Source organism: Microbacterium sp. P5_E9 (assembly GCF_054049175.1).
In genome coordinates this window covers 130,893-154,661 of sequence record NZ_JBFUMV010000005.1, presented here as the reverse complement: position 1 = coordinate 154,661, position 23,769 = coordinate 130,893, and the positions used below count along the sequence as shown (strand labels likewise).

General features: G+C 66.7%; 19 protein-coding genes and 1 tRNA gene. 10 read left to right on the top strand and 10 right to left on the bottom strand.

From position 1 onward, the window contains the following. Nucleotides 1-106: 106 nt before the first annotated feature. From ACXJ3V_RS09825 to ACXJ3V_RS09805, 5 genes are all read right to left on the bottom strand, one after another. Complete coding sequence (locus tag ACXJ3V_RS09825; protein WP_457100111.1) at nt 107-3,124, bottom strand: ExeM/NucH family extracellular endonuclease; 3,018 nt, start codon at nt 3,122-3,124, stop codon at nt 107-109. 98 nt (nt 3,125-3,222) lie between these two features. Further along, nucleotides 3,223-3,390, bottom strand: coding sequence for a response regulator transcription factor (locus ACXJ3V_RS09820; RefSeq protein WP_457100151.1), 168 nt, complete (start codon nt 3,388-3,390; stop codon nt 3,223-3,225). 176 nt (nt 3,391-3,566) lie between these two features. Beyond that, the gene (locus ACXJ3V_RS09815; protein WP_457100110.1) at nt 3,567-3,785 is read right to left on the bottom strand and encodes a hypothetical protein; all 219 of its coding nucleotides are present in this window, start codon (nt 3,783-3,785) and stop codon (nt 3,567-3,569) included. Between the two features lie 181 nt (nt 3,786-3,966). Beyond that, nucleotides 3,967-4,812, bottom strand: a complete 846-nt coding sequence (locus ACXJ3V_RS09810; RefSeq protein WP_457100109.1) for a hypothetical protein — start codon at nt 4,810-4,812, stop codon at nt 3,967-3,969. Beyond that, on the bottom strand, nt 4,812-6,644 hold the full coding sequence (locus tag ACXJ3V_RS09805; protein WP_457100108.1) for a hypothetical protein: 1,833 nt from the start codon (nt 6,642-6,644) through the stop codon (nt 4,812-4,814). Before ACXJ3V_RS09805 ends, ACXJ3V_RS09810 begins: the two co-directional genes overlap by 1 nt. A 552-nt stretch (nt 6,645-7,196) precedes the next feature. Here ACXJ3V_RS09805 and ACXJ3V_RS09800 point away from each other — a divergent pair. Beyond that, entirely contained in the window at nt 7,197-8,276 is a 1,080-nt protein-coding gene (locus ACXJ3V_RS09800; protein WP_457100107.1) for a type IV toxin-antitoxin system AbiEi family antitoxin, read from the top strand. Beyond that, nucleotides 8,254-9,126 (top strand): hypothetical protein, encoded by an 873-nt coding sequence (locus ACXJ3V_RS09795; RefSeq protein WP_457100106.1) that lies wholly within the window; start codon nt 8,254-8,256, stop codon nt 9,124-9,126. The genes ACXJ3V_RS09800 and ACXJ3V_RS09795 overlap by 23 nt, the downstream gene beginning before the upstream one ends. A 662-nt stretch (nt 9,127-9,788) precedes the next feature. Here the strand turns inward: ACXJ3V_RS09795 and ACXJ3V_RS09790 are convergent. Together ACXJ3V_RS09790 and ACXJ3V_RS09785 are read right to left on the bottom strand one after the other, a co-directional pair. Further along, a complete protein-coding gene (locus ACXJ3V_RS09790) occupies nt 9,789-10,466 on the bottom strand; it encodes a hypothetical protein (RefSeq protein ID WP_457100105.1) in 678 nt (225 codons plus the stop codon). A gap of 7 nt (nt 10,467-10,473) precedes the next feature. Next, a complete protein-coding gene (locus ACXJ3V_RS09785) occupies nt 10,474-10,845 on the bottom strand; it encodes a hypothetical protein (protein WP_457100104.1) in 372 nt (123 codons plus the stop codon). A gap of 182 nt (nt 10,846-11,027) precedes the next feature. On the opposite strand from ACXJ3V_RS09785, the gene ACXJ3V_RS09780 reads away from it, so the two are divergent. Both ACXJ3V_RS09780 and ACXJ3V_RS09775 read left to right on the top strand, forming a co-directional pair. Next, nucleotides 11,028-11,495: a hypothetical protein gene (locus tag ACXJ3V_RS09780; RefSeq protein ID WP_457100103.1), complete on the top strand. Its 468-nt coding sequence runs from the start codon at nt 11,028-11,030 to the stop codon at nt 11,493-11,495. 231 nt (nt 11,496-11,726) lie between these two features. Beyond that, the gene (locus ACXJ3V_RS09775) at nt 11,727-12,185 is read left to right on the top strand and encodes a hypothetical protein (protein WP_457100102.1); all 459 of its coding nucleotides are present in this window, start codon (nt 11,727-11,729) and stop codon (nt 12,183-12,185) included. Between the two features lie 36 nt (nt 12,186-12,221). Here the strand turns inward: ACXJ3V_RS09775 and ACXJ3V_RS09770 are convergent, their stop codons facing one another. Together ACXJ3V_RS09770 and ACXJ3V_RS09765 are read right to left on the bottom strand one after the other, a co-directional pair. Next, complete coding sequence (locus ACXJ3V_RS09770) at nt 12,222-13,091, bottom strand: tetratricopeptide repeat protein (RefSeq protein WP_457100101.1); 870 nt, start codon at nt 13,089-13,091, stop codon at nt 12,222-12,224. A 628-nt stretch (nt 13,092-13,719) separates the two neighbouring features. Then, nucleotides 13,720-13,795: transfer RNA gene (locus ACXJ3V_RS09765), tRNA-Met, on the bottom strand. Between the two features lie 397 nt (nt 13,796-14,192). Between ACXJ3V_RS09765 and ACXJ3V_RS09760 the strand changes: the two genes are divergently transcribed. The 3 genes from ACXJ3V_RS09760 (at nt 14,193) to ACXJ3V_RS09750 (ending at nt 18,221) form a co-directional block, all read left to right on the top strand. After that, nucleotides 14,193-14,423 carry a hypothetical protein gene (locus tag ACXJ3V_RS09760; RefSeq protein WP_457100100.1) on the top strand — a complete coding sequence of 77 codons (231 nt, stop codon included), beginning with the start codon at nt 14,193-14,195 and terminating at the stop codon, nt 14,421-14,423. A 23-nt stretch (nt 14,424-14,446) separates the two neighbouring features. After that, nucleotides 14,447-14,956, top strand: a complete 510-nt coding sequence (locus tag ACXJ3V_RS09755; RefSeq protein ID WP_457100099.1) for a PucR family transcriptional regulator — start codon at nt 14,447-14,449, stop codon at nt 14,954-14,956. Nucleotides 14,957-15,101: 145 nt separating this feature from the next. Then, nucleotides 15,102-18,221 (top strand): S8 family serine peptidase, encoded by a 3,120-nt coding sequence (locus tag ACXJ3V_RS09750; RefSeq protein ID WP_457100098.1) that lies wholly within the window; start codon nt 15,102-15,104, stop codon nt 18,219-18,221. 106 nt (nt 18,222-18,327) lie between these two features. Here ACXJ3V_RS09750 and ACXJ3V_RS09745 read toward each other — a convergent pair whose 3' ends face one another. After that, the gene (locus ACXJ3V_RS09745) at nt 18,328-18,729 is read right to left on the bottom strand and encodes a hypothetical protein (RefSeq protein WP_457100097.1); all 402 of its coding nucleotides are present in this window, start codon (nt 18,727-18,729) and stop codon (nt 18,328-18,330) included. A gap of 121 nt (nt 18,730-18,850) precedes the next feature. Between ACXJ3V_RS09745 and ACXJ3V_RS09740 the strand changes: the two genes are divergently transcribed. From ACXJ3V_RS09740 to ppk2, 3 genes are all read left to right on the top strand, one after another. Beyond that, complete coding sequence (locus ACXJ3V_RS09740) at nt 18,851-19,630, top strand: MBL fold metallo-hydrolase (protein WP_457100096.1); 780 nt, start codon at nt 18,851-18,853, stop codon at nt 19,628-19,630. 253 nt (nt 19,631-19,883) lie between these two features. Further along, complete coding sequence (locus ACXJ3V_RS09735) at nt 19,884-22,910, top strand: hypothetical protein (RefSeq protein WP_457100095.1); 3,027 nt, start codon at nt 19,884-19,886, stop codon at nt 22,908-22,910. 57 nt (nt 22,911-22,967) lie between these two features. After that, nucleotides 22,968-23,768, top strand: a complete 801-nt coding sequence (gene ppk2 / locus ACXJ3V_RS09730; protein ID WP_457100094.1) for a polyphosphate kinase 2 — start codon at nt 22,968-22,970, stop codon at nt 23,766-23,768. Nucleotide 23,769 lies beyond the last annotated feature (1 nt).

Sequence of the window (23,769 nt, the reverse complement as noted above, 5' to 3'; positions counted from 1 at the left end):
TGCCCGCCCTCAGTCACGCCGAGCGCGCCGTCTCCACTGACACCGGGCGCTGACCCCGAGTGTGCGGGTCCGGATCGTTTCCGGGCCCGCACACTGCTTCGGCGCGTCAGCGGGTGCTGACCGGTGCGCTCGTGCTCGGCGATACGTTCGCGGGGTCGTTCGGGATGAACGTCGCCGTGTACGTGTGCTTGCCCCTCGGCAAGGTCGCGAACTCGACGCCGGTCACCACGTCGAGCGTCTGGACGACCGTGGCTCCCTCGCGAATCTCGATCTTCCCGGAGGGCAGACCTCCGTTATCCGTCGTGACCGCGATGGTCGCCAGCGACAGCGGGCCGCGGGCGTTGCGTGTCACCGTCAGGCTTGTCGTGGTCGTGACCTTCTTGACTGTGACGTTCACCGGCGATGACAGCGAGCTCGACACCGCTCCATCTCCCGCGTACCGGGCGACGATCGCATACTCGCCGGCGGGCGTCGTGGACGGCAGGAGGAGTGTGGCCGTTCCGTCCTGCAGCGTGGCAGTGCCGAGCACGGTGTCACCGGCGACGAACTCGACCGAGCCCGAGGCTGCCAAGCCGGCGGCCACGGTCGCCGTGAGTGTCACGCGTGAAGCCGAGCCGAACAGCTGGCTGCTCGGTGAGGCGGTGAGGGTAGTGGTCGACGTCGCCAGCCCAGCCTCGAGGCCGACGACGACCGGGTCGTGGTCGGAGGACCGGTACGCGTCCGCGGCATAGAAGAGGGTGCCGTGGTAGTTGTATCGGCTGTACTCGAGGGCGAGGGACTCTTCGGCATTGATCTCCCAGATGTCCGCGCCGGTCGTGCGCTCCAGCGCCGGGCCGTTGAGCAGCACGTGGTCGAGCGACCCCGACAGTCCGCTGAACGAGTACGAATACTGACCCGGCGCGAGGTGCGACGCAGCGTCGGTGTACCCCGCGGCGTAGAGGAGCCGCAGCGGGTCCTCCTGCGTGTAGGAGTTGAAGTCGCCGACGAGCGCGACCGATTCCACGTCACCCTGGATCGTGGGCACCCAGTCGCGCAGTGCGGTCGCCTGCCGCACCCGGGACTCGTTCGAGGCGCCCTGCCCGTCGCCCGCATCGACGTCGCCCGGCCATGGGCCCGCCGAGCCTTTCGACTTGAAGTGGTTGACGACGACGAGGATCGGCTCGCGACCGCCGGCCGGCGTGAAGACCTGGCCGATGGGTTCGCGGGCATTCTCGAACGCCTGGCCCGCTGCGCTGGCTGTGCCGAGCGCCCGCGCGTCGCCGGTCCGCTCCACGGTGGCGGTCCGGTAGATCAGGGCGTTGGTGATGGTGTCCTGCAGCGCAACCGCGGGCAGCTCTGCGGACGACGGGACGAATGCCCAGGTGCCCGCACCGGCTGCCGCATTGAGGGCGTCGACGAGGGCGCCGAGTGCCTCGTCTGGGGTCCCGTCGACCCGAGCCGAGTTCTCGATCTCGAGCAGTCCCACCACATCGGCGTCGAGTGCATTGATCGCGGCGACGATCTTGTCCTGCTGGCGCTGCAGGTCAGCCGGATCCCACGCCCCGCGCTGGTCGCAGCCCTTCTCGACCGTCACGCCGTCGCCGGTGCGGTCGGTGAACGGCACGCAGGTGGTCGTTGCGGCGCCGAGCGTCGTGAAGTAGTTGAGCACGTTGAACGAGGCGACCCGCAGGTCGCCGCCGATCTCGGCGGGGGCCGCGGCGCGGTCGTTTTCGAAGGTGGCCGGCGGGGTGCCGCCCGCCAGGTACGGGGTCGTCGGGTTGAACTTCCAGACTCTGTTCCGGTAGTCGACGATGACCGACTGCGTGAAGGTCACGGCCGCGCCGACGCGCACCGGAGAGGTGAGCGAGATGTACGGCGGCGTGAGGCTCTGGTTCGCCGCGGAGAGGAAGTTCGTCGAGGCGCCGTCATCGAGGACGACGGCGCGGGCGGCATTGTCGGATGCCGCGGCCGCGGCATCCGCCGAGCCAGGCGTGCCCACCTCGGTGGGCTGAATCAACGGCGTGGCGCCGGCCGCAAGTCCGACCTCGCCGTACTGGTTGGTGCTGAACAGGTTGGTCACCGTGAAGGAGCCGCTCGGAGCGACGAGCATCGACTCGAGCGCCTCCCGGCCGCCGTCCGTGGTCGGCCAGGGCACCGTCGCCGGTGTCACCGAGGCCGAGGTCGTCAGCACCGCGAGTCCACCCGTACTGACCGTGAGCTCGGTGAGCCCGTTGAACTCGCTCACGACCCCGGTGACGCGGACGTGATCGCCGACAGCGACCGCACCGACAGTCGCCGACGAGAACACGAAGACCGCGTCCGACGCGGTGTGCGCCGCGTCGATGGTTCCGCCGGTGCCGGCGGTCTGGATGACGTAGCCGCTCAGGCCCCCCGACGGGTAGGCCGCTGTGACGACGCCTTGCGTGATGACCGTCTGGCCCGCGAGCGGGGATGCCGAGCCGGTGCCCTGGATCTCGGCGATCGTGCGGACGGTCGGCGTGCCTGGATCGGTGCCGCCGCCGCCGGCGCCCTGCGGGGTGGGGGTGCCCGTGGTGAAGTCAGCCGCGTTGTTCGCGGTGTTGGTGTGGACCGCGTCACGGGAAGTCGACGTCGAGTTGGCTGTCCCGGGCGCGGCGTTTGCGCCGGCGAACACGACGGAGGCGCCCCAGCCGACGAGGTCGACGACCGCAGGGTCTCCTGCGCACGCGGCGGCGTTCGCGCAGACCAGCGTGTCGGAGGTGCTCGTGAGCGCCACCTTCCCGGCCGTACCTGAGATCGCGATCGTGCCATCGATGTCCGGGGTGATGGCGGGCTGGGTCGTGGCGGTGCCAGGCGCCTCGCCGACCAGCAGCGAGCCGCCCGCGGGGATAATGCCCGTCAGCACGGTCTTGGCCCCGAACGTGGTGTTGCCGGCGGCGCCGTATTGCACCGCCCAACCCGTCACGTCGACGGCAGTGGACTGGGTGTTGACGAGCTCGATGAAGTCGCGGTTGTACGCGCCGCCGGAGTTGCCCCCACCCCCGTAGACCTCGTTGATCAGGACTCGTGGAGTTGTGTCCACGGCTGCCTGCGCGCCCCCCGCGCTGACGGCCACTCCTGCCCACACGAGCGCGAAGGCTGTGATCCCCGCGGTCGCCGTCCTCATCGATGCATGCACGCTAGATCTCCTTGGTCCCGGGGGCACCGTCCCACCACACGCACGGAGACAGCTACCGTTCACTCTCTCCGATGACCCGTTTCGGTTCAACCACTTGACGGTGTCCCCTTCGTGAACGCGTCTGTGACGGGTCGTCCCACCGCCTCGAGCTTGGCGATCACACCGCTGATGTGCGTCTCGACCGTGCGCTCCGAGAGCCACAGCCGCCGCGCGATGGCTGCATTGGTGCGCCCCTCGGCGACGAGCGGGCCGATCTACGGCGTGCAGTACCTGGTGCTCGTCGGTGATCGTCACGGGCGCGCTCGCGCGCCGGGGCGTGACGACCCGGTCCGCCTTCGGCTCTACGCGCACCCACGCCGTTGGAAGACGTGTCGTCGGCTCGGAACGGGGTTCCGAGCCGCCGACACGAGTGCTGTGAAAGCCCCTACCCTCAGTCGCCGCAGATCATCCTGGCGGTGGCGTTCTTGCCCTGGCCACCGAGCGCCTGGACGACGTCTCCMACGTTCGTGAAATTGAGGGCGCCTACGGTGTTGATGGTCTTGTGGACCTGGCCGAAGCAGGCAGCGTCGGCGGGCGCGGCGTTAGCGGTGCCGGCGAAGCCGAAAATGGAGAGAGCGACGATCGAGCCGATGGTGAGAATGCGCTTCATTGGACTTTCCCTTCCGAAGGCGGGTGCGTTTCACCCGACATGGCTAACTTCGTTGCCAGGGCGGGATCGGATTGCTTTTCGTCGCAGATCTTGTCGACCCGTTCACGAAGTCCTGAGTCGACCGGCTGCTACGGACCCGAAGCGTCAGCAGCCTCGGTCGGCTCACCGCAGGAATCGAGGCCTAGTCCGTCTTCGCCTCGTCCGCCTTCTGCCCGTCCGCCTTCTCGGCGCCTGACTTCCCGTCGTCCGGCTTCTCGGCGCCTGGCTTCTCGGCGCCTGACTTCCCGTCGTCCGCCTTCTCGGAGCCTGACTTCGCCGGGTCGGCTTTGTCGGGGTCCGGCTTGTCAGCCTCTTTCGCTTTCGGCGGGGAGAGCGCTGGGTCGGGCCCCTCGGCTCCCATGATCCTGGCGAGCCAGGTGTGCACTCGGAGCGGGTCTCCGGCGAAGCCATACGTGTCGTGCAGTGTCCGCCAGATCGACCGTTCGATGATCGACCAGTTCTGCGACCCGCGCAGCTCCTTGAGGTCGTCGACGGTGACCGGCTTGGGCGGAACGACCTTCGTTCGGAGCTGGAAGCAGCCCCGCCTGGCGTGATCGTCCTGTTCGGGTGCTGCCAGCGCCGCCAGCGCATTGGATGCCGCGGCGGCGAGGCCGTCGAACGGATCGACCTGGCACGCGAGGGCGAAGAGCTGTTTTGCGGCCGGCGTGACCGTTGGCGCATCGGCCATCCCGACGAGTTCCCTGAACTTCAGGGAGACCTCTTTCGGTTGCCCCGGAACACTCCGAACGCGCTTCAGCTCAGGATCGGTCATCGCCCAGCGACGCAGCTCCTCATCGAGGAAGGCGATGGTCAGCAGCGAGCGTACCTTCTCGGTGATGCCGCCATTGTGTTCGGTGCGCACGAGGTGGCACGCGAGCGAATACGCGATCTCAGGCGACATCCCGGCCGGCGCGTAGTCCGGCCGCAGCCGTACCGGTTCGTGTGTGTGGAAGCCGCCATCCGAGGGGAGCGGAACGAGTCCAGTCATCATTCCTCCGCACTCAGTTGCGCGAAGTTGATCTCCGCCAGCGTGAGCCTGTGTATGTGCGCGGAGTCAACGGGACCTTTCCCCGGCACTGAAAGGATGTCGAGGGCGAGGTCCGCGCGTTGCAGATCGTCGTCTGTCGATGGAGTGCCGTTGGCGCTCACGTTACGGGCGAGCGCTCCCTGTGTCAGCAGCAGCCGCAAGAGCAGGTCGTCCTTCGCGATCACGACCAGCTGAGGGGGCTGACCACCTGCGGCGATTCCTATCTCGATGTTGACCTGGTCGATGAGCCAGGTGTTGTACAGAGCCCAGTCATCGGGCGACTCGCTCTCTCGATACATGAGGTTCCACAACGCGACGAGTGCCGATCGATTCGCTGCATCGCGATTCAACGAGTTCGCCAGAAGGGCGATCCCCGTCGGGCGGTGCGTCCATCCGTTATGCCACTTCGTTGCGAGGAACTGCATCGCGATGCCGGAAGGAGCCGTCGCGCCGTGCAGGGCCATCGCCCATTCGGTGGCATACACCTGCCGAAGGCTCGCAATCAGGTGCGCCGCGATGACGGTCGATAGTCGCTGGGCTGGAGTGGCGCCGACCGCTTGGTCGAGCAGATATGCCTGACTGTTGGCGGTGATTCGATCCGACGCCACCAAACGTCCATTCCGCGTCAGTGTGAACGATGCTGCGGTCACTCCGCCCTCCGCCGCGTCGTCGCCCTCAATCTTCACCTCGAGCTTCCACGGCGAGATGCTGCGGATCGCCGTCCACACGCTGGAGATGAAAGAGACGGCTGGTCCGACCTTTGTCAGATCGAGAATCGACGCGTCAAGGCTCGACAGGTCCGGGCCGACCGGAACCTCGACGCCGCGCGCCGGCGAACCGCCCATCTCGTGCAGGATGCCCGTGAACTCCGGGACGAAGTCGCGAGAGTTCGCCGCTGCCGTGAACGTGACGGTGATCTTCTGACGTGTCGCGAACGCGTAGCTGAGGAAGACGATCCCGATGACACCCCAGACGACGAGCGCCACCCCGCCCGCGACGAGAGACCCGTTTGCGGCGACCATCTCGGTCGGCGACCACTCCGGAGCGGGACGCCCCAGCCATGCGGTGCCGGTCGGAGTGGGAAGCGGCGTTGCGGCAACGGCTGGCTGGACGGCCGGATCGGCAGACGACGCGGGGTCGGCCGTCAGTCCCGGGCCAGTACGCAGCACGAAGTACACCGCGACGATAGGCGCCAGCAGTCCCGAGACGGCGCCGATGATGCCCGCGCCACGCCGCCGGATCGGCGTGCTCGTGCTGCCCGCCCCCCACACCTGCGCCGCAAGGCGCGTGATCACGAACAGCAGGATCCAGGCGCCCAGGATGAACAGTCCGGGCGTCACCAACGGTGCAAGCGATCCCGCGACGAACGCGGCCCACGCATTTCCGAGCGCCTTCGCGTCCGGCTCGGGGACGGGTGTCGGCGAGGGCGCGGGGGCGTCCGCGGCCTGCTGCTCGACGATCGCCTTGCGCTGCGTCTCGCACGCGGTCACCGCGTCCCCGAGAGGCCTGCCCGCCGTGATCGCCGCGACACCCGCGTCGATCGCGGCCTGGACGACGCCGAGCGCCTGGTCGTAGAGTTCTGCGTCCGCGAGATCGCCGGCCGTGTCGCACGCGACCCCGAGCTCGGCCGCGGTGACAGTTTCGGGGTCGGGCGTCGGCGCGATCGTCGGAGTCGGAGTCGGAGTCGCTTCGTCGGTCGCCGTCGAGACGATCGCCGTAGAAACGATCGCCGTAGAAACGATCGCACGCGAGGCGTTCGTCGGCGCAGCGAGGGCGGGCGAGGCGACGGCCAACGCTGACATCATGGCGATCGCTGCACCGGCGAGAGCGCGACCGATCAGCCTTGGCGCCATCGTCCCCCCAGACGGCGGGCCCCGAGTCCCGCTGGCGCAAGCGTGGCGTCACCGTGCCGAACTGTCAAGGGAGATGCGGCAGCACCCACCGCCCGCATGGTAGGCCCGCGATCACCTCGAAGGGCGCGCGGCGCCCGATGTCGTGGTTCAACCGCGCCACCAAGGGAATCCACGACCCCTCCCGTGGGAATGCTCGACGAGGACGTGCCCGGCGAGTGGCAACAGCGCGGAGGGGTTTTGCGCTGTCAGTACGGAAAGTCTGACTTTTCGGCCTCGTTCGCGTATTTCGCCGTTTCCAGCGGTGCGCGAGTATGACTATTTCCCGAACGGCACCTCGCAGAGCCAAACGGTTTGGCCGTCATCGAGCTACACAGGGCGTGATTTTGCCGTCTAGTTGAACTAGTCACGTGCGCTGGTCGAGGAGATTGTTCGGGAAACCGGGGGTCTCCACCGCGTTGTGAGATAGTCTGTTTTCCGAACGAAGGAATGATCATGGCTACCACGCCGCCCCCTATGCCTGAAGCAGACGTAATGCGGGAAGCAACGCGACGTCTGCTCGAGGTGCTGCCTTCGAGCTGGTCAGGAGAGCTTGTCGCGCAGTCCAACGTTGGACCGCTTCGACGGAATGACGCTGAGTTGACGGTACGCGCACCAAGCGGCGTGGCCGCAACCATCCCCGTCGAGGTAAAACGAATCGTTGAAGGCCGCGACGTTGCAACGATCGCCGAAGGCGCCCGTTCACAGATCGGATCACCAGGCTCGGACCTCATCGTGATGGCGCGCTATCTCCCAGCGACCGTCCGTGACAGGCTGACTGATGCCGGGCTTTCCTGGGCAGACGCAACGGGCAACATGCGAATAAGTCTGACTTGGCCCGGCCTGTTCGTGTTCAACCGAGGCGCGGACAGTGACCCTTGGCGGGGGCCGGGCCGACCAAAGGGAACGCTCAAGGGAGCGCCGGCGGCCAAGGTGGTGCGCGCGCTCATCGACTTCGACCGCGATTGGTCGATGCGTGAACTCGCTGAAGCATCGCGGGCATCCACAGGCGCGACGTACCGCGTCATTGAGTTCCTGGATGAAGAAGGCCTGGTGGAGCGGGCGAATAGTCGTGTCGTCGTGCGCGACTGGCAGTCAATTCTGCGGAGATGGAGTGCCGATTACAGCTTCACGCGAACCAACCAGACCAGCAAGTGGATCGCGCCACGGGGGATAGACGACGTGTTGGCGCGCGCACGCGAGACCAGCGACCTTCGCTATGCGATCACGAGCACCGTTGCTGCTTCCCGGTGGGCGCCCTATGCCCCGCCTCGCTCGCTGATGGTTTATGCAGCATCCGCCGACGAAATTGCGGATGCCTGGGGTCTGCGTCCAGGCGAGAGCGGCACGAATGTCGTGCTTGCCCAGCCCAACTTTGACGTGGTCTTCGAGCGAGCGGAGGCGTGGGACGGAGTGACGATGGTGGCGCCATCTCAGGTCGTGGTCGACCTTCTGACCGGACCCGGCCGCAATCCCTCAGAGGCCGAGGAACTTATCAATTGGATGTCGCGCAATGAACCCATCTGGCGCCGATAGCCCGGTTGGTCGCGAAGACCTCCTGGTCGCGGCAAGATCCGCGCTCCTCGACGCACTCGAGGCGCTAGAGGCTCACCGTGGTGCCGTCATTGTCATCGGTGCACAGGCGGTCTATCTGCGAACGAAGGCATCACCCGTTGCACTCGCCGAGGCCACCAAGGACAGCGACCTCGCGATCGATCCGCGGGAGCTCGCCGAGGACCCCAAGGTAGAGGAAGCGATGACGAGTGCGCGCTTCTACCCGAACCCGTTTTCCGGCAATCCCGGTGAGTGGATGAACACAGCGGGGATCCCGGTCGACCTGATGGTTCCCGAGGCGCTCTCCGGCCCGGGAACCGCGAGCAGCCGCGGAGCCCGCATTCCACCCCACAGCCGTCGTGCGACCAGGCGCGCCGTTGGCCTTGAGGCGGCACTCGTCGATAATTCTGTACTCGATGTTGCAGCGCTCGATCCCTTGGATGCTCGCGTCTACCGCGTGCGAGTCGCGGGGCTCGCGGCGCTTCTGGTCGCAAAGCTACACAAGTTGGGCGAGCGCGCTGTCGGGAATCCGGATCGGCTCGTCGACAAGGATGCTCACGACATATATCGAATCCTCGTCGACGGCCCCACGGACGAGCTCGCTGCGACCGTGATGCGTCTGGCGGCGGACGAACTCGCCGGGAGTGTGACTATCAAGGCGATCGAGTATCTTCGGGAACTCTTCGCGGCGGGCCCGGACGCGACAGGGTCAGAGATGGCCGGCCGCGCTGAGGAGGGAATCGGCGACCCCGCATTCGTCTCGCAGTCGGTGTCGTTCCTCGCTGCGGACCTCGTCGAGGCAATCGAGAAACTGTCGCCCCTGGCGGAGTAGGCGCGGTCCTCTGTAAAGCGGCTTTACAGCAGCGATTGTCCAATCTGCGAATTCGATGTCGCCGATTGGTCGAGGCGCGCAATGAGGTCAGGCTGGTTACGTCTCGCGCTCTGCACGGGAGTTGTGCTGGTGCTGGTATCTGGATGTGCCGCGAAACAGAGCATCGATGAACTTGCCGAAGCGTTTGGAAGAAACGCTGACGAAGCGAGCCGAATCATTCGGGCGCCGGAGCCACACTCCTTCTGGGGGACGTCAACATTTCGCATCACGGACTGCTGATTGAGGCCCTCCGTCGAGCCGGCCACTCGACGACGTTGCGTTGATGGCGCCCCGCTTCTATCCGATGACCGCTCTGCTACCGCAAGCTCCAAGCCGCCGAATCTCGAGCCGCCCGCAGCAGGTCGGCTTGCACGCCGTCCGGTAGTCCGCATGGCCTCGGCATGCAGGTTCTCCGATGAGCGTGCCTGCCTGACGAACATGCACGCTCACGTGCCTTTACGGGACGCCAACGTTGGCGACCGAGGTGCGTACGGTCGCGCCCCCAGCGACGAAACCAGAACCAACATTGCAGCAATGCAGCTAGGCACCATGCCTGGTGCTGGCACAGATGCGCGTGTTAGCGGTGCGGCGCTGAGTCTGCGAAGGTGCACTCCGACGCTAGGTCAGTTCCCGACCTGTACCGCGCCGACATCCTCGAGCTCGATTTGGGCGACCCCGTTGTACAGGGTGATCGGGCCCGTTGCGCACACTGTGGTGCCGACGGGCAGCGACTCCACTCCGCCGACATCCCAGAGCACAATCTGGAACCGCGCGGGGTCGGGATAGGCGCGGCCGAGGTTGAGGAACACGTCGTCGTCGTCGCGACCCTGACTTGCGAGCGGCCCGCAGACACGTTCGTTCGAACCGGCGTGATTCACCGCCTCATTCCAGGGAAGTCCTTCACCAGTTGGACTCTCGGACACTCCACCCGCGGCGGCACCATCTGAGCAGAGTCCGTCTGCGCGGAGCAGCTCAACAGCCTCGGCCCGAATGTACTGCGCCGCCTCTTCGCACGTTTCGAAGCGAAACTGTGGGTCGGTGCTGCGGGATGAGACGTAGTCGACGGTGATGTCGTATGCATCCGGACAGTTGTCGGCCAGATACTGCATCTCGTCGTTGATCGCACCCGACGTGTCGTCGCCGCGCTCACGCTGCACGACCGAAGCCGCGACTTCTTCGCAGGAGACGTCGGACTGTGCCGACTCGTCGGCGTACCCGCCGACCGAACTGCTGCACGCCGCAAGCGCCAGCGCGATCAGCGTGACGGCGACTACGGTCCCCGCAACTCGTACCCTCGGCATCCGATCCTTATCCCGCATAATCGCAGGCGATTGCGTTGTACGAGTGCATGGCCGGGTCGTCCGTGATGTGGAAGTGCGAGTCGCCCTTGGCTCGAACGGTGAGGGATTCGAGCTGCGCTGTAGAAACGGCATTGTCGCCGGACAGGGCTACGACCTCTCCACCGTCGACGGTCGCTTCGGCGTACATCCGGTTCCCGGCGTCATCGGTGACCAGTGAGTACTTGCCGTCCTCGCCGACGAATACGGCGGTGCAGTTGTAGGGCCCATCCTTCAGGGCTGCGAAGGACGACTGGCTGTTCCACCACCAGATCCCGCCAATCGCGATCGCCGCGATCGCCGCGTATGGCTTCCACGTTCGCCACAGAGATGTCTCGTTCACGCTGTCTCCAGTCCTTCCAGCCCCCGCCAAGGGCGAGCGGGGGTTGCCCCATGTATCCATCGCAACATTAGTAAGGACTCCTGACTATTACCTGATTGTCGGACCCCTCGGTTCTCACAGCATGTGGTCAGACCACACGTTTAGAATCGTTGAGAACGCCGATTAGCGAAATGAGGCAGCGGATGACCGCGATGACGATAGAAGGCTGGGTTGCCCAGCAGCTCAAGCCATTCCCGGAACGGGTGTTCTTCGAGAGATACAGTGCTGGCGGCAGCCCGACGATGCTGTTCGCCGCGTCCGAACTGCTGGTAGCGATCTTCGCGCCCCTGATGCCCAGGGAGCATTTCGCGGCCGTGTTCGAAACAGTGATGGATGGCGCAGCCGAGCGTCGGGATGATCCGATTCTCCTTACGCAGGTCAGCATCCTCCTTCACCGCGCGAAGAACGAGGGACAGGCAAAGCCGATACTCGTCGCGGATGGTCTTACCGAGGCGGAGGCGGAAGCTCGCGTCTCGGGTGCCGTTCAGCTCGTCCAGATGATGACCTATGCGAGCGGTCCGGCTCTCGTCTCGGCCGTTCGGGTCAAGCTGGTGGAGGAGGCCGGGTGGAGGAATCGGGCGGCCGAAACTGCCCTCCTAATCCTCAAATAGAGAATGAGGTGACCGACCCCCGAATCCAATGATCCCGCACGGTGTCGATACGCGGTACCCACTAGTTTGAGCTGGCACCAGCTCACGGTCTGAACTCTGAAGGAGTGGTTGAACTTGTCGACGGTAGAGCAATGGGAGCAGTGGACTGAGCGGCGTCTTTCCCAGCCTCCGCGATACGAGTGGTCGCAATGGCAGGACGGGTCCTCGTCCAACGAGGCAATGATCCGAGCAATGGTGAGCGTGAACTTCGCCGCGGCAAGTGCGCTCCTGATCGAGATTCTCGTCGAGATGACCCACCCGACACGCCTCGTGAAGTTGCGAGACCTTGTAGGAGCGCCGAGCGGGACGGGGGGTGCCGCCAAACTCGCGATGCTTGATCGAGCCGTCTCGATTGTCGGCGCGCGCGATTCCGGCGCGAGTCCGCAACGCCAGCTGCGCGTTCTGACCGCGGACGAGGCGGACGCTGAGGTCCGTGACTCGCAGGTTCTCCTGCTCTTTCTTCACGAGATTGCGGAGCCCAACGGGCTTGTCGCACTCGCGCGCGTCCTTCACAACGACTACCCCGGCCCGGGGGCAAGCGACGACGTGGCCTCGATCAGGTCGACGCTCTACCTCACCCTTCTGCAGTACAGGATGTTCGCGCAGTCGGTTCCACCAGTGCCGCCCGGACTGGTCGCCCAGCTGTCCTGAGGCGAGCGGCTTGTCAGCATTCGATTGGCAGACTCTCTAGACACCTTCGCCGAGTTCGCGGAGGAATCTGCTGGCCACCGGGTTGCGCCTCTTGATGGCATCATCAAGCCATTCCAAAACACGATCCTGGCTTCCCAGGATTCGCAGAATGCCATGGATCGAGTCGTAGTAGTTGTTCATCGTCGCCTGGGTGTACCAATCCAAGGCTTGCCGATACTCAGCGCTCTCCTCGTAGACCACACCGAGGTCGTGCATCGCCTCTGCGTTGCCACGATCAGATGCCTGCCGGAACCAGCGAACGGCCTGCTCTCGATTCCCTAGTTGATGGCAGATAACACCGAGCGCGAGCATGTCCTGCGGATCTCCGGCCTTCGCGCCGCGAAGGAGTTGGAGCGGTGCGGCGGCGTCTGGATTGCCAGCCTCGTTTGCAGTCACGTACCAATCGATCGCTTGGTCCGCCTCGCCCTTCTTAAAGTACGCCGCTGCCACATTCAGGGGCGCGTCCGTGTCGCCCGCCGCCGCAGCCTGCTTGTACCAGTGGATTGACCTATCGACATCACCTCCGTCCCTATAGTGATTGCCAAGGTTGAACATTGCGTCGGAGTTGCGCGCTGTTGCAGCCGTCTCGTACCACCGAACCATCTTGTCGGTGTGCCCAAGTGCCTTGTAGCACAGAGCGAGAAACACCATCGCTCGAGAGTCGCCGGCGTGCGACGCCTGCGTATACAGGCGGATAGCTTCGTCCATATCGCCGCGTCGCTCGGCGAGGACACCAAGGCTGGTAATTGCGTCAGCATCTCCGCGCCGGCTTCCTTGATCCTTCGGCGGCGACGCCTGTTCTCCGCCTGAAGAGCTCGTGATGGGACCTGCCGAATCGGCCACATCCCGACGCTTGAACCAACCCATCCATACTCCCCAAAAGTGAATGCCGTGCTCGCAATGGCGCGCTGTCAGTCATGCTAATCGTGCATCCCGCTGGATGAGCGCCGACGGTGCGCCACAGAGGTGGGAGTCCGAACCGAGCCAGTCGTGGTCAGGTATCGCGCTACCTTGATGTCGGGCGATGGAAGTGGAGTCGGAGTGTCGAAACGTTCAGAGGCCCTGAAAGAAACAAACTCCGACCAGGCATTCTTCCTTGCGCAACGGCGGTGGCGAGGTGAATTGCGGGCTCCCGAGGGACGACGAGCCGCGGGCATAGATCCGGAGCGCTTCAACGGTGTCGTCCAGATCCCGGTGGAAGCGGTTCCGGGGATGGTGCGCCTCACTGTTCCAAGCATCGACGACCTGTCCGATGTGTTGCAGCACCGKGACGCGGCACTCGCCGGCGCCGCCCACCGAACGCCCCACGACTAGTCAACTGCTCCCGATCGACTTCGGTGAACTCGATCTTGAGTAAATGGATCGACTCGGCCATTGCCGACCAGTCAACGTCACGGACGCTTCTGAACTGATTCGCAGAACTGATGCTGATGTCCTGACGCAGATTCGTCACCGATGTCCTGATACGAGAGAAGGGATCGCGGCCCTTCAACCATGGACGCGACGGCGGGAGTCGAACCCGCAGCGCTTCCGGGTATGAACCGGAGCCCGGGTCCGCCCGGATCGCCGCGATGCCCCCGAAGATCTCGAGGACTTCATCCCCTCGCGGGGACGCCCCAACGCTAACCCCGGCGGCCGACAAAAGGCACCAGCGTGACCTTCGGTTTCGCTGTGTGTCTCGAAGTCACGAAGACCGGCCAACAGCGGGTGGCACCGGAACGTCGAGCGCGCGCAGCATCCGTTCCCGTGTCTCGCGCATCTCGGCACGCGTCGGTTCGGCGAGATCCGTTGCGTACTCGACGCCGGAGGGCACCCACGCCGCAGCTGACCGATTCCTCGCTATGGTGCCCGGAACCATAGCGGTCGCTCAACGGTGGGGTACCGGGACATCGTCTGAGCGCGGGTGCGTCGACACGATGGAACATCGATCGGCTTTCCGAGATCGTGGTCGTCGAGTACGAACGCGAGATGCAGCGCCGCGCAACGTCGGGTGCGGCACGTCGTGCCGCCGTGGTCGCAGCCATTCTCGCCGGCGAGCGGGTCGATGCCAATGAGGCGTCACGGCTCCTGCACTACCCCCTCAACGAGCGGCACATCGCATTGAGCCTGCATCGAGAACAGGATGCCGCGGCAGGCATGGATCCACTCGAGTCGGCGGCGCGGACCATCGCCGCAAGCATGGGGCGAGCGGTCTGCTGACGCTCGCGACGGGATTGAACGCGATGGATGCCTGGGTTGCAGTCTCTGTCGAGGCGCCGGTGACGATTCCGGCGATCGAGGAGGGCGTGACGGTCGGCATCGGCACCATGCGCACCGGCATTGCGGGATTCGTCCGTTCCCACCAGGAAGCGGAGCAGGCACGCGCGATGATCAGGGTCGCAGTGCCAGGGAGGATCGGGCCGGTGGTGCGGTTTCATGACGTACAGCTCGTCGCGATGCTGACGGCGGATCTGCCCGCCGCGCGTGAGTTCGTCGTCGCCCGTCTGGGTGCACTGGCGGATTCGGGTGAGCGTGCAGGCGAGCTGCGTGAAACCATGCTCGCTTTTCTCGAAGCGGGGGAGAGCTACACCGCAGTGGCGCACACCCATCACCTGCACAAGAACACCGTGGTGCAGCGCGTCAAGCGGGCGGCGGAACTGATGGGCAATGGCGACGACCACACGCTCGAGACGCACGTCGCGCTCCTGCTGACATCGGTGCTGGGGGAGCGCGTGTTGATTAAGTCTTCCTAATCAAGGCTGTGCCAGATCGCGGAAAATCCGCGCTTTGGCTTGTGCGCTCTGCTCAAATCTGAACGTTCCATGTTGACCTTTTGTGATACGCCACATAGCGTCCGCAAGGTATGCCGCTGTTTCACATCTGAGAAAGCAGGGTCCCTTGTTCCGACGCTCTCTGGCTGCAGCCGGCGCATTAGCGCTCGCGATCGCCACTCCCACGGCAGCTTTCGCCGCGACTCCCGACGACGATCCGTCGTCACGGTTCCAGAAGTCCGAGTCGGAGGGCCCGATCGACACCACGGCAACGCCGCTGTCCGTCGGCGCCGACGGCGAGGTGACTGTCATCGTCGAGATGAAGGGTGATCCGGTCGCCGTGGTGCAGGCCAAGAAAGGCCGCGACCTCACCCAGGATGAGCGCAACTCGGTGAAGGGCAACCTCAAGAAGGCTCAGGATGCCATCGCCGGCGCGATCAAGAGCCAGGGGGGCAAGATCCAGGCTGACATGCAGTCTGCGTACAACGGCATTCAGCTTTCGATTCCCGCCGAGCATGTCGACGAGGTCGCCGCACTCCCGAACGTCGTCGCGGTGCACGCCGTGAAGACCTATACGGTCGACAACGCCGTCTCGGTGCCGTTCCTGGGTGTGCCGCAGGTGTGGCAGAACACTGGTTACACGGGCACGAACGTCAAGGTGGCGGTCATCGACACCGGCATCGACTACACCCACGCCAACTTCGGCGGCCCAGGCACGGTCGCCGCGTACCAGGCGGCGCTCGCGACGGACGCCCAGGCCCCGGAGCCGGCACTGTTCGGCCCCGCAGCTCCCCGCGTCAAGGGCGGCTTCGACTTCGTCGGCGACGCGTACAACGCCAACACGCCCGGCAGTGTGCCGAAGCCCGACGAGAATCCCCTCGACTGTGCAGGTCACGGGAGCCACGTCGCCGGCACGGCCGCGGGCACCGGCGTCACTGACGCCGGTGCCACTTACACGGGCCCCTACGACTCGTCGACGGCATCGAAGGCGTGGATCATCGGTCCGGGCGTCGCGCCGCAGGCCGACATCTACGCGCTGCGCGTCTTCGGGTGTGCGGGCTCGACCAATGTGATCACCCCGGCGATCGACTGGGCCGTCGACCACGGCATGAACGTCATCAACATGTCGCTCGGCTCGCCGTTCAGCCGAGGGGACGACCCCGACGAGGTCGCCGCATCCAACGCGATCGGCGCCGGAATCGTCGTCGTCAAGTCGGCCGGCAACTCCGGCCCGAGCCCCTACATCGCCGGCAACGGCGATGGTGTCATCTCGGTCTCAGCCGTCGACAGCACCTCGACCTTCCCGGGTGCGATCGTCACGGTCGGCGGCGTAGGAGTCCCCGCGATCAACGCCAACGGTGCGGATCTCTCGAACATCGGCGACACCAAAGTCGTGCGCCTCACGAACAACCCGGCCACGGTCGAGAACGAAGCCCTCGGCTGCTCAGTGGCCGCGTACCAGTTCGCCGGCGTCGTGCCCGGCGGGCACCAGCTCGCCGTCGCGCAGCGCGGGACATGCGCCCGGGCCGCCAAGGCGATCTTCGCCCAGCAGGCCGGCGCTGCGGTGTCGCTGATGGTCAACAATGTCGACGCCTACCCGCCGTTCGAAGGTGCGATCACCTCGAACCCCGACACAGGAGAGCCGTTCACCGTGACGATCCCGTTCCTCGGCGTCAAGTCCACGGACGACGCGAAGTTCGTGACCGATCAACCGGCGACGGTTGCAGCGGCGCCGCTCGCGAACCCGGGCTTCCGCGGGTACGCCTCGTTCACCTCGAGCGGACCGCGCGGCGGTGATAGTGCCGTGGGCGTGGATGTCGCGGCACCGGGCGTCTCGATCGTCTCGACCGGATTCGGCACCGGCAACGGGACCGCGACGATGTCGGGGACCTCGATGGCGTCGCCGCACGTCGCGGGCGTCGCGGCGCTGGTCGTCCAGGCGCACCCGGGGTGGAAGGCGAGCGAGGTCGCCGCGGCGATCGTGTCGAGCGCCGACCCGGAGAATGTCGCGGGGCAGAACCTGGTCCTCGGCGGAGTCGGCCTCGTCGATGCCGCCCAGGCAGTCGGCGCCCAGGTCACGGCGACGGGTGATGCGTTCCAGACGGACAGCGGATGGCTTCGCGAGACCGCGCTCAGCTACGGCTTCCAGGAGTCGGCCTCCAGCTTCCGCGGCGAGAAGACGATTACGCTGAACAACTACGGCAAGAAGCCGGTGACCTACAACCTCAGCTCGGAGCCATCGGCGCAGTCTGAGACGGCGAAGATCGTGTTCAGCCCGAAGAAGGTCACCGTTCCCGGTGGCAGCACCGTCAAGTTCACTGTCACGCTCACCGCCGATCCGTCCGCGGTCGGCACGTCCCTCGGCGAAGACGACCAGTTCTCGTTCTACGAGTTCTCGGGCGACGTCGTGCTGAAGTCCAACTCGGAAACCTTGCGCGTGCCCTACCTGCTCGTGCCCCGTGCGACGAGTCAGGTCGGTGTGGCCAGCGGCAGCCCGCTGTTCGCGCCGGGTGCGGTGGTCGCCGACGGCCAGAAGGACATCACGCTGAGCAACCCGCAAGGTGCGCTTGACGCAGCCGCCGACGTCTACACCTGGGGTCTGAGCGACCCGCAGGATGTGCCGACGACCCTGGTCGACACCGGGTATGACCTGCGCGCTGCAGGCGTGCAGTCCTTCGACTTCGGCCCGACCAAGCTCCTCGTGTTCGCGGTGAACACCCATCAGCGGTGGTCGAACGCCGCGAGCGATGAGTTCGACGTGAACATCGACACGAACGGTGACGGGCGTCCGGAGTACGCCGTGATCTCGGCCGACTCGGGCAGTGTCACCGCGGGCTCGGCGAACGGCATCTCCGAGGTGTTCATCTACAACTACGGGACGCGTGGCATCAGCAGAAGCGGCTTCTTCGCCACCGCACCGACCGACAGCAGCACGATTCTGCTGCCGGTGCGGGCGAGCGCGCTCGGCCTCACGGCGACGGCCGCGCCGTTCGCCTACACGGTGTCCGGCTACTCGAACGTCGTCGCGGGCGCGTCCGACTCGTTCGACACGTGGGCGTCGTACAACCCGTGGTCGCCCGCGCTGAGCAACGGTCAGTACGAGACGGTGCCGCGCAACGGCAATGTCACGTACCCGGTCGCGGTGAACGCCGCGCAGGTCGCGGCCCAGAAGCCGCTCGGCGTGATGACGGTCGTCATGGACAACACGTCGGGTGCGGAAGAGGCGATCCTGACCAAGGTCCAGTAGCGACTGCCAGAAGGGGGCGTCGCGCCGGTTGGCGCGGCGCCCCTTCGCGCACGGTGGGGAATGATCGGATGCCGCGGCCGCGCGGTCGCGGCATCCGATCAGGTCATCACTTCTCGCAGAGAACCGGTGTGCCGGACGTGCCGAAGCGGTAGTCGTACTGCGTGTCATCGACGCTGACGATGACCTGCATGCCATCGACCATCGCCTGCGTGTAGGACATGCCGGGTTTCGGGCAGCCGAGCGCTCCGTTGTTCCAGGTCACCGCCTGGGCCGAGACGAGTTCGGGGGTGCCGGTGACCCCGCGCTCGGCCAGATCGGCGACGATCGCGTCCCAGTACGCCGGCGGTACCGCCGTCGGGCTTCCCGGTGGCGAGACCGGCCCGGGTGAGCTCGTGCGGAAAGGGGGACGTTCGGATGCCGAAGACGTCGGATCGGACATGGAGCCTCCAGCGCACGCGGTGAGTGAGAGCAGCAGGATGACGCCGGCAGCGGCCAGAAGTCGGGGCATCGCACTCCTCGGGGTCACGCTCAGCCTAAATCGAGTGGCTTCGCGTTGGCAGGGAGGGCAGCCCGCTACGGTGATCAAGCGGGCCAATAGCCCTACGGATCCTTGGGGAAGGTGTTCGGTGATGGAACTGACCCGCATCGGCGGCCCGACGATCCTGGTGGAGTTCGACGGATGGCGGATCCTCCTTGATCCCACCTTCGATCCGCCGGGACGGCGCTATGCCTTCGCGTTGGGAACCTCGAGCGTCAAGACGCGCGGGCCGCTCGTATCGGTTGAAGATCTCGGTCCGATCGATCTGGTGCTGCTCAGCCATGACCACCACGCCGACAACCTCGACGATGCCGGTCGTGCACTCCTGCCGTCGGCACGCCACGTCGTCACGACGCCGAGCGGCGCCAAGCGGCTCGCGCTGCCGAACACCCAGGGGCTCAACACCGGCGCGACGATCCGGCTCGAAGCCGAGGGCCGCCCGCCGATCGACGTCACGGCGACGCCCTGCCGGCACGGCCCGCCCTTCACCCGGCCGATCGTCGGCGAGGCGATCGGCTTCGCGCTGCGGCGGCCCGGCGAGTCCAAGGTCGCGCTCTGGGTCGTCGGCGATACCGTGCTCTCGCGTCCGGTGCGCCAAGTCGCTCGCGACCTGGATGTGGACGTCGCGATCGTCAACGTCGGCGGCGTCCGCTTTCCGCTCACCGGAGCCCTGCGGTACACGATGACCGGGGCGGACGCGGTCACCCTCATCGCCGACCTCGAGCCGCGCATCGTGGTGCCGGCGCACTACGACGGCTGGTCGCACTTCCTCGACGGGGAGAACGGCATCCGCACCGCTGTCGAGCGCGCGCCCGCCGCGGTGCATGACCGCTTCACGTGGCTGCCCGACGGCATCCCGACATCCGTCTGATCAGAAGTCCAGGGCGGCCGGACCGCCGGCTCCTCCGCTGAGCGGAGTGCCACAGGGCGGGGGAGGGTCGATGTGCGTGCGATCGACCTCCGCTCGTCCGATCCCCTCCGCTCAGCGGAGGATGGGCTGACGCTCGTCCGGCGCGTGGTCTGAGGCGCGGGGCGCACTTCGAAACGGTAACGATTGGCCGCGTCGGGCCGGGAGCGGCGCCCGACGGAACGACCCGTCCGACGGCGCCACCTAGGCTCTTCTCATGACAACGGCGCGGCGACGGGGAATCCTCGCTGCCGTGACCGCCATCGTCCTTCTCGCGCTGGGTCTCGGGGTCGGTGTCGTCGTCGGCGATGCGCTCGGCATCCGCACCGAGCCTTCGGCCCAGATGACCCCCGCCGACCCGGTCGTTCCGGTCGTCGCCGCCGCGGTCGCCGCACCTCGCTTCACCACAGTGGACGCGCCTGCCACGCCCCGCGTGACGCTCGCGCTCCAGTCGTTGACGGATGCCTCGGCCGCCGCCGCGCAGACCTCGGGCGAGGCATCCCTCACCGTCTCCACCGGCGATGGCGACACCGCCGACGACTCGTACACGTTGAGCGGAGACGCGACGGCGCTGCGGATCGACGCGGTGAGCGACGCCGGCGCCGCCCGCGGCGTCTACGACCTGGCCGCGGCCGTGCGCTCCGGCACCGACATCACGGCGCTCGTCGGCGCGCAGCCCGCCGCCACCCTGCCCTTCCGCATGGTCGATCTCGGCGCGGTCGGCGTCGACCCCAACCCCGCGCAGTGGGTCGACGGCACCGACTACTCCCACGTCTCGCGTGCGTTCGAGGACGTCTATCTCGCCGACCCGCCCTACATCGACCAGGCCGCACTCGCCGACGCGTACGACGACTGGGAGATCTTCCTCGCCCACTCGGTCGAGAACGGCTACAACGCTGTGTCGTGGCCGGGGTTCGTCGAGTTCGCGACCTTCGCCGATGTGCCGGACGGCCCGGTCTACACCGAGGGCGACCCTCATGTCGCGCGTGCGCTCGCGCTGCGCGAGGCGTTCGGCCCGTTCTGGGACCGCGCTGCCGAGCTCGGCGTCAAGATCTTCCTCCGCACCGATATGCCGACGCTCACCCCCGAGCTCGACTCCTACTTCCAGCAGCGGTTCGGCAGTCTCGACACCGAGAACCCGGAGTTCTGGGAGGTCTACACCGCGGGCCTGGAAGAGCTGTACGCGGCGGAGCCGGCGCTCTCCGGCATCCTGATCCGCATCGGCGAAGGCGGCAACGTCTATCAGGAGCCCGGCTGGGACTACTACTCCGAGATCGCGGTGCGCACGGTCGACGCCGTGCGGACGATGCTCGAGACGTATTCGGCGCAGGCCGAGGCAGAAGGTCGCGAAGTGATCTTCCGCACCTGGAGCGTCGGGATCGGCGACGTCGGCGACATGCACACCGACCCCGCGTCGTACCACGCGGTGCTCGACGGCATCGATTCGCCCGCGCTGATCGTGTCGACGAAGTACACGCTCGGCGACTTCTACAGCTGGCTGCCGCTGAACGACACGCTCGCCACCGGCGACCAGCGGCGCATCGTCGAGCTGCAGAGCCGGCGCGAGTTCGAGGCGTTCGGATCGTTCCCGAACGACCTCGGGCCGCAGTACCAATGGGCGCTGCAGACGCTGCTCGCCGAGAACCCGAACATCGAGGGCATCTGGACGTGGACGCAGGACGGCGGCCCATGGCGGGCCGGTCCGATGTCGCTCTACCTCAAGTCCGGGTTCTGGCAGCTGTACGAGCTGAACACGCAGACCGCCGCGGCGCTCGCGCGCGACCCCGAGGCCGACATCGGCCAGGTCACCGTCGACTGGGCGCGCGAGTGGTTCTCGGACGACCCCGAGACCGTCACCGCGATCGCGAACGCCATGGCGCTCTCGCGCGACGCCGTCACCCAGGGCCTGTACCTCCAGCCGTTCGCCGAGGTGCGCAGCTTCGCGATCGGCCTCGAACCCCCGCCCATGATGTGGATCTTCGAATGGGACATCGTCACCGGCGACTCCGCCTCGCTGGGCGTCATCTCGAAGATCGTCGGCGAACGCGTCGACGAGACCATCGCCCTCGGCGAAGGGGCGGTCGCGACGGCCGAGCAGATGCGGGATGCGGTCGAGGGGACGGATGCCTCGACCTGGCGTGATCCCGCGATGCGCGAGGCCTTCGTGGGAAGCCTCGACTACGAGGTCGACGTGCTGCACATGCTGTCGGCGTACCGTGCGATGTTCCTCGAGCAGGCCCGCTGGCACCAGACCCTGTCGCCCGACGCGTACGCGGCCTGGTCCGACGCGCGCGACGAGTTCACGGCCGCGGCGGATGAGCACCTCGCCGCGTACACCGGCGATGTGGACTACCCGGCGTGGAACCTGACCGCAGCCCAGGAAGCCGTCCAGCGCGCCGATCGCGATCTGGCCATGTCGTGGATCGCCCGGGTGATGCTCGTGCTCGCCCTCATCTGGCTCGTGATCGGCATGATCTCCACCCGCACCCGCCTGGTGGGCCGGCCGGGAGCCGCGGCTGCCCGCGCGACCTGGCTGGGAGCAACCCGGCCGTGGCGGGCGCGCGAGTCGACGCTCGGCATGCTCACGCTCGACCACTGGCTGCTGCTCATCGTGCCTGGTGCACTGCTCGTCGGCACCCGCGCCGTGCAGACCTCGTTCCTGTCGTGGACGCACCTGGTCATCGTGCTCGGGGCGTGGGTCGTCTTCCTGCTCGTGCTGGACCGGCTGATGCGCCGCCATCGCTCGCCATGGCCCGTCATCTCCGCGGTCGGCGGCGTCATTGTGCTGCGCTGCAGCCTCACCCTGTTCGCGCTCTCCTTCTCGGGTCCGGGCGGGTACTGGTACGGATTCTGGACCGATCCGACCCGCCGCACCGTCTACATCACGCTCGCCTTCGCTCTGTTCCTCTGGCTGTTCGTCGCCGCCGGCTGGGCGCTGTCGACTCACCTCGGGGCTCGACGCGCGACCGGCGCCGTGCTCACGGCGGTCGGCGCAGGGCTCGCGATTCCCGCGACCGTGGTCGCGATCATCGGGCTCGAGCCGGTGCTGTCGCTCTGGAACGACCAGGTGGGCCTGCTGCCCTGGGGGCTCGCCCGCATCCTCGGACTCACGACCTACCTCGAGATCCCCGGCGACACCGCGTGGTGGGCCGCTGCCTTCGGAGCCGTCCTGGTCGTCGTCGGTGTGCTGCTCGCACTGCCCTGGGGCCGCCGCGCCCGAGTCGAGGCATCCGTCCCCTCCTGACGAGCGCGCTAGTGTGGCGCCAAGCGCGCGGGCGCGACTCACCTCGAGGAGACGAAGATGTCGAAGAAATCCAAGGGCGACGGCCACGGCCTGTCGGAGAAGCAGTACCTGAAGGAGCTCAAGAAGCTCCACATCGAGCTGGTGAAGCTCCAGGAGTGGGTGAAGCAGGAGGGCCTGAAGGTCTGCATCGTGTTCGAGGGTCGCGACGGAGCGGGCAAGGGCGGCACGATCAAGGCGATCACCGAGCGCGTCAGTCCTCGGGTGTTCCGCGTCGTGGCACTGCCCGCGCCGAACGACCGGGAGAAGAGCCAGATGTACATCCAGCGGTACATCCCGCACCTGCCCGCCGCGGGCGAGGTCGTGATCTTCGACCGGTCCTGGTACAACCGCGCCGGGGTCGAGCGGGTGATGGGGTTCTCCGACGAGGCCACCGTGACCAAGTTCCTCGAGCAGGTGCCAGGGGTCGAGAAGGCGATGGTCGACTCGGGGATCATCCTCATCAAGTACTGGCTCGAAGTGAGCCCGGAGGAGCAGACGCGTCGGCTCGAGGGCCGCATCACCGACGGCCGCAAGACGTGGAAGCTCACCGGCATGGACCTCAAGTCCTACAGCCGCTGGTACGACTACTCCCGCGCCCGGGACGCGATGTTCCAGGCGACCGACACCCCGCACGCGCCGTGGCACGTGGCCGTCTCGAACGACAAAGAGCGCGCGCGGCTGAACATCATCACCCACCTGCTCTCGCAGGTGCCCTACGGCACGATCCCCCGGGAGCCCGTCACTTTGCCGCCGCGGCAGGAGCAGGGCGACTATGTCGACCCGGGCTACCCGTTCCGTTACGTCGCCGAGGAGTTCTGAC

Excerpts from the sequence above, each read along its gene's own strand:
- ACXJ3V_RS09775 (WP_457100102.1), top strand. The coding sequence starts at position 11,727 with ATGGTGAGCGTGAACTTCGCCGCGGCAAGTGCGCTCCTGATCGAGATT.
- ACXJ3V_RS09825 (WP_457100111.1), bottom strand. The coding sequence starts at position 3,124 with ATGAGGACGGCGACCGCGGGGATCACAGCCTTCGCGCTCGTGTGGGCA.
- ACXJ3V_RS09790 (WP_457100105.1), bottom strand. The coding sequence starts at position 10,466 with ATGCCGAGGGTACGAGTTGCGGGGACCGTAGTCGCCGTCACGCTGATC.
- ACXJ3V_RS09780 (WP_457100103.1), top strand. The coding sequence starts at position 11,028 with ATGACCGCGATGACGATAGAAGGCTGGGTTGCCCAGCAGCTCAAGCCA.
- ACXJ3V_RS09770 (WP_457100101.1), bottom strand. The coding sequence starts at position 13,091 with ATGGGTTGGTTCAAGCGTCGGGATGTGGCCGATTCGGCAGGTCCCATC.
- ACXJ3V_RS09745 (WP_457100097.1), bottom strand. The coding sequence starts at position 18,729 with ATGCCCCGACTTCTGGCCGCTGCCGGCGTCATCCTGCTGCTCTCACTC.
- ACXJ3V_RS09760 (WP_457100100.1), top strand. The coding sequence starts at position 14,193 with ATGCAGCGCCGCGCAACGTCGGGTGCGGCACGTCGTGCCGCCGTGGTC.
- ppk2 (WP_457100094.1), top strand. The coding sequence starts at position 22,968 with ATGTCGAAGAAATCCAAGGGCGACGGCCACGGCCTGTCGGAGAAGCAG.
- ACXJ3V_RS09795 (WP_457100106.1), top strand. The coding sequence starts at position 8,254 with ATGAACCCATCTGGCGCCGATAGCCCGGTTGGTCGCGAAGACCTCCTG.
- ACXJ3V_RS09735 (WP_457100095.1), top strand. The coding sequence starts at position 19,884 with ATGACAACGGCGCGGCGACGGGGAATCCTCGCTGCCGTGACCGCCATC.
- ACXJ3V_RS09755 (WP_457100099.1), top strand. The coding sequence starts at position 14,447 with ATGGATGCCTGGGTTGCAGTCTCTGTCGAGGCGCCGGTGACGATTCCG.
- ACXJ3V_RS09740 (WP_457100096.1), top strand. The coding sequence starts at position 18,851 with ATGGAACTGACCCGCATCGGCGGCCCGACGATCCTGGTGGAGTTCGAC.
- ACXJ3V_RS09810 (WP_457100109.1), bottom strand. The coding sequence starts at position 4,812 with ATGACTGGACTCGTTCCGCTCCCCTCGGATGGCGGCTTCCACACACAC.
- ACXJ3V_RS09800 (WP_457100107.1), top strand. The coding sequence starts at position 7,197 with ATGGCTACCACGCCGCCCCCTATGCCTGAAGCAGACGTAATGCGGGAA.